The organism is Streptomyces sp. NPDC058674 (assembly GCF_042716505.1).
Taxonomy (GTDB): domain Bacteria; phylum Actinomycetota; class Actinomycetes; order Streptomycetales; family Streptomycetaceae; genus Streptomyces.
Genome location: NZ_JBHXSC010000133.1, coordinates 1 through 4,894, shown reverse-complemented (window position 1 = coordinate 4,894; position 4,894 = coordinate 1). Strand labels below are relative to the sequence as shown.

General features: G+C 69.0%; 4 protein-coding genes. All 4 read right to left on the bottom strand.

Features of this window, described 5'->3' with window-relative positions; translation table 11 throughout:
- Positions 1-117 precede the first annotated feature (117 nt).
- Positions 118-1,695, bottom strand: a complete 1,578-nt coding sequence (locus ACFWU6_RS33520; RefSeq protein WP_383806273.1) for an ABC transporter substrate-binding protein — start codon at positions 1,693-1,695, stop codon at positions 118-120.
- A gap of 84 nt (positions 1,696-1,779) precedes the next feature.
- A complete protein-coding gene (locus ACFWU6_RS33515) occupies positions 1,780-3,384 on the bottom strand; it encodes an ABC transporter substrate-binding protein (protein ID WP_383806270.1) in 1,605 nt (534 codons plus the stop codon).
- A gap of 492 nt (positions 3,385-3,876) precedes the next feature.
- On the bottom strand, positions 3,877-4,578 hold the full coding sequence (locus ACFWU6_RS33510) for an HAD family hydrolase (protein ID WP_383985243.1): 702 nt from the start codon (positions 4,576-4,578) through the stop codon (positions 3,877-3,879).
- A 111-nt stretch (positions 4,579-4,689) separates the two neighbouring features.
- Positions 4,690-4,894 (bottom strand): vitamin B12 dependent-methionine synthase activation domain-containing protein (locus tag ACFWU6_RS33505; RefSeq protein WP_383985240.1); only part of this gene is annotated, 205 nt, incomplete at its 5' end.

Below are 4,894 nucleotides of genomic sequence, written 5' to 3'. Positions count from 1 at the left end.
GGGGGGGGGGGGTGGTGGGGGGTGGGGGGGGGGGGGGGGGGGGGGGGGGGGGGGGGGGCCGGGGGGGGGGGGGGGGGGGGGCCCCGGCCCGTTCGCGCGCGTCCCGCCGGGGGCGGGTCAGCCCTTGCTGATCTCCCAGAAGCGGAAGACCGTCGAGGCGTCCAGCGACCACTGGAGGCCGGTGACGTTGGGGCGGGTCACCGCGTACTGCTTGCTCTGCCACAGGGGCAGCAGCGGGACCTCCTCGGCGACGATGTCCTGGAGGCGGTTGAAGTCCGTGACGGCGGCGGCGCGGTCGGACTTCGCGGCGGTCGACGGGATGATCGTCCCGCTGATCTCCTTGTTGTCGTAGTTGTTGCGCAGGACGTTGTCCGGCCCGAAGAACGGCTGGGTGAAGTTGTCGGCGTCCGGGTAGTCCGGCACCCAGCCCTTCACGTAGACGCCGTACTTGCCGGCCTGGATGTCCTTCTCGTACTGGTCGAACTCGACGGACTTGACGTCGGCTTCGAACAGCCCGCTCTCGTTGAGCTGCTTCGCGATGAGCGCGAACTCCTGGTCCGTGGAGGGGCCGAAGCGCGACGGCGTCGAGTACAGGGTGATCTTCACCTTGTCCTTGATGTTGGCGGCGCGCAGGACCGCCTTGGCCTTCTCGGGCTGCGGGCTGCCGCCGTAGCGGTCGAAGAAGGCCGTGTTGTGCGAGGCGATGCCGGCCGGGACGATCGAGTACAGCGCCGTCGCGGTGCCGTCGTAGACCTCCTTGACCAGGGCTTCCCGGTCGACGAGGTAGGCGATGGCCTTGCGGACGGGGAGCTTCCCGGCGACCGGGTCGTTGACGTTGAAGACGAGGTGCTCGACCTCGGCGCCGGCGCCTTGGACGACCTCGACCTTCTGCTCGCCGGTCTTGGAGGCGAGGCCGGCGATGTCCTTGGCCGCGAGGCCGCGGAAGGCGAAGTCCACGTCCCCGCTTTCGAGGACCTTGCGCAGGGCGGCCTGGTCCTCGTTGAAGAACTTCATGGTCACGCCGGTGTTCTTCGGCTTGGCCTTGCCGCTGTAGGAGGCGTTGACGGAGAAGCTGGCGCTCTTGTCGTTGATCGAGTCCAGCTTGTACACGCCGGAGCCGACGGCCTTGCCGTCGGTGCGGAGCTTGTTCGCGGGGTACTCGGTGTGGTCGACGATCGAGCCCGCGCCCGAAGCGATCTTGCTGGGGAAGGTCGCGTCGGAGGTCTTCAGCCGGAAGACGACGGTCTTGTCGTCGGGCGCCTCGATGGTGTCGATCGACGAGAGCATCACGGCGGGGCCGTTGTCGTCGTTGATCTTCAGGGTCCGCTCGAAGGAGTGCTTGACGTCCTTGGAGGTGAGGCTGTTGCCGTTGCTGAACTTCAGGCCGGTGCGCAGGGTGCACTTGTACACCTTGCTGTCGGCGCCCTCGAACGCGCAGGTCTGCGCGGCGTCGGGCTCCGGCGTGGTGCCGCCCTTGGGGAAGCTCAGCAGCGACTGGAAGACGTTGTTGAAGAGCAGCCAGGAGCCGGGGTCGTAGCCCGACGCGGGGTCGGTCGCCTTCACCTTGTCGGATATCCCCATGACCACGCCCTTGCCGCTGCCGGCATTGGAGCCGTCGGTCGAACCGCAACCGCTGAGCAGCGCGGCGGCGGTGGCTGCGCCGAGCGGGGCCGCCAACCACTGGTTACGTCTCATCACGCGAATCCTTCACAGTCTCACTGAATCGTTGCGCCGGCCCGCGACGTCCGCTGCCGGTGTGCTGCCGGGGTGCTGCCGGTCTCAGCCGCCGACACCTCGGCCGAGCTCCCAGAGCTGGAGGTCGGAGATGGCGTTGACCGACCATTCCGCTCCGGTGATCCCGTCGCGTGCGGCGACGTACTGCTTGCCCTGCCACAGGGGCAGGACGGGTACGTCCTCGGCGACGATGTCCTGCATCTCCTTGATCGCGGGGAGGGCGACCGTGCGGTCGACGGCTCGCCGGGATTCGGGGATGAGCTTGGTGCGCACCGCGGCGTTGGCGTACGGCGTGCCCAGGAAGTTGTCCTGCTCCAGGAACGGGGCGAGGAAGTTGTCGGCGTCCGGGAAGTCGGGGAACCAGCCGAGCCCGTAGGCCGCGTGGTCGCCCTTCTTCTGCGCGGGGCGGAAGTCGGCCCAGTCGCTGCCCTGGACGGTGATGTCGAACAGCTGGGTCGCGTTGAGCTGGGCCTTGAGGGCCTCGAACTCGGCCGCGGTGCCGTCGCCGTAGTGGTCCTTGGTGTAGTGCAGGGTCAGCTTCACCGGGGTCTTGACGCCGGCGTCCTTCAGCAGGGACTGGGCCTTGGCGGTGTTGGCCTCGCCGTACTTGCTGAAGAAGGAGTTGACGTGGCCGGGCACGGTGGTGGGGACCAGCGAGTAGAGCGGCTGGGCAGCCTTGCCGTAGACCTTGGTGATGAGCGCGTTGCGGTCGACGGCGGCGGCGAGGGCCTGCCGTACGGCCTTGTCCTTGACGACCGGGGCCTCGGTGTTGAAGCCGAGGTAGCGGATCTCCAGTCCGGCCAGCGGGACCAGCCTGACGCCCTTGGGCGGCTTGGCGGAGTACTCGGTGACCTGGGCGGGCGACAGGGTCCGGGAGACCACGTGGATGGAGCCGTCGGTGAGGGCCTTGCCCATGCCGGCGGAGTCCGCGAACACGCGGAGCTCCGCCTTGTCGTTCTGGAGCTTCAGGTCGCCCTTGTAGTTCGGGTTCTTGGTGAAGACCGCGCGGACCAGCTGGTTGTCCTTGACCTCGGGCTTCATCGTGTACGGGCCCGAGCCGTCGACGGAGAAGCCCTCGCGGAGCTTCTTCGCGTCGTAGTTCTTCGCGCTGACGATGCCCGCGGCGGGGGTGGAGAGCTTGTACGGGAAGGTCGCGTCCGGCGTCGTCAGGTGGAAGACGACGGTGTCGTCGCCCTTGGTCTCGACGGTGTCGATGGTGGAGAGCAGCGCGGAGGGGCCGTTCTCGTCCTTGATGGCGAGGACCCGCTCGATGGAGAACTTGACGTCCTGGGCGGTGAGCGGTTCGCCGCTGGCGAACTTCAGTCCGGGGCGCAGGGTGCAGCGGTAGCTCTCGTTGCCGGTGTCCGTGAAGCGGCAGTCGGAGGCGGCTTCGGGGACGGGCTGGCCGCCGCCGCGCGGGGTGTGCATCAGCGTCTGGACGGTCTGGCGCAGCACGTTCCAGGCTCCGGCGTCGTAGGCGTACGCCGGGTCGAACGGTGCGGGGGCGAAGTCGGCCGCCTCGAACCGGTCGGTGGTCCCGACGACGATCGCTCCGGATCCTGCTCCTCCGCCGCTCGCGCTGCCGCATGCGGCGAGCGTGGGCGTGAGCAGTCCGGCCGCGGCCGTCAGCACCATGGTCTTGCGGTTCATGCTGGAAGTACTCCCTGTAACCGGCACGTGCTCAAAGCGGCGTCAAGGGCACTTCGCGGCGGTCGCCCGTTCGGGGCGGAACGATCGGGCCGGTGATGTGACGATCGGTCCACGCGGTCACGGCACAGGGGTGTGTGTCCGGGACGGCTGAGGTGCGGCGAAGTACCCGCGTTGACACTAGTGGCCCGGGACGGGATGGCTGGAACTGGCCGGACTTGGGGCGTAATCGCACCGTGATGGGAGCGGACTGGCTGTTCACGCAGGAGTCGCCGCAGATTCGGTCAGGAGCTGATCAATCCGGACACAAGGGAAGCGACAGGAGCCCTCGGGCGGTCCGGCGAGGGGTCGCACGGGTGACCAAGGTCACCCGGGCATCATTCCGGCAGGGGGATGGAATTTCAGCCTCCGGGGGCTCCGGCGGAAGATCCTTCCGTGGGGGCTCGATCCCACGACCATACGTTCGGTGCACAGAGCGTGTGGTGACGTGCGCGTTCAGTTCATCCGGGCGATGAGGGAGCGCAGGAACGCCAGGTCCACGTCCTCCAGCGAGCGGACGACGGTACGGCCCGGAGCCGGGGAGATCAGGCCGACCGACGGGATGGCCACGACGCGGCAGCCCGCGGCCTCCGCGGCGGCCACGCCCGTGGCGGTGTCCTCGATGACCGCGCACCGCGAGGGGTGGGCGCCGAGGGTCCGGGCGGCGAACAGGTAGGGATCCGGGTGCGGCTTCGTGCGCGGCACCTCGTCGCCGGCCACCGTCATCGTGAAGCGGTCGTGACCGAGCGTGAGCAGGACGTGGTCGATGACGCGGCGGTGGGAGGCCGAGACCAGGGCGGTCGGCACGTTGTGCGCGGCCAGTTCGGCGAGCAGGCGCTCCGCGCCGGGCATGAGCGGCACCCGGTCGGCGATGCGCGCCTCGAAGCGCTCGTTGAGCAGGACGCTCAGCTCGGCCAGGCCGATGGCGGCGCCGGTGGACTCGATCAGGAAGGCGGCGCTGCGGCTCATCGGGCCGCCGACGACCACATCACGCCAGGCGTCCTCGAGCCGGTGGCCGAGTTCCAGGAAGATCTCGGCTTCGATCTCCCACCAGAAGCCCTCGGTGTCCACGAGGGTGCCGTCCATGTCGAGCAGCACCGCCTGGAGGGCCGAGTCGTCGGCCGTACGGGTGACGGGGGCGGGAACCGTGCTCGTCATGCGCACACCTCTCTCTGGGGGACGAGAAGGCCGGTCACCTCTTGCCGCGGGACGTGCCCGGGGAACAGGCGACCGGCCTGTATGGGACCGACAAGTGTACGTCGGCCCGCGTCAGCGTGCGTTGAAATACTTCGCTTCGGGGTGGTGGATCACGATCGCGTCGGTGGACTGCTCGGGGTGGAGCTGGAACTCCTCGGAGAGGTGGACTCCGATCCGCTCGAGCCGCAGCAGGTCGGCGATCTTGGCGCGGTCCTCCAGGTCGGGGCAGGCGCCGTAGCCGAGGGAGAAGCGGGCCCCGCGGTACTTGAGGTCGAAC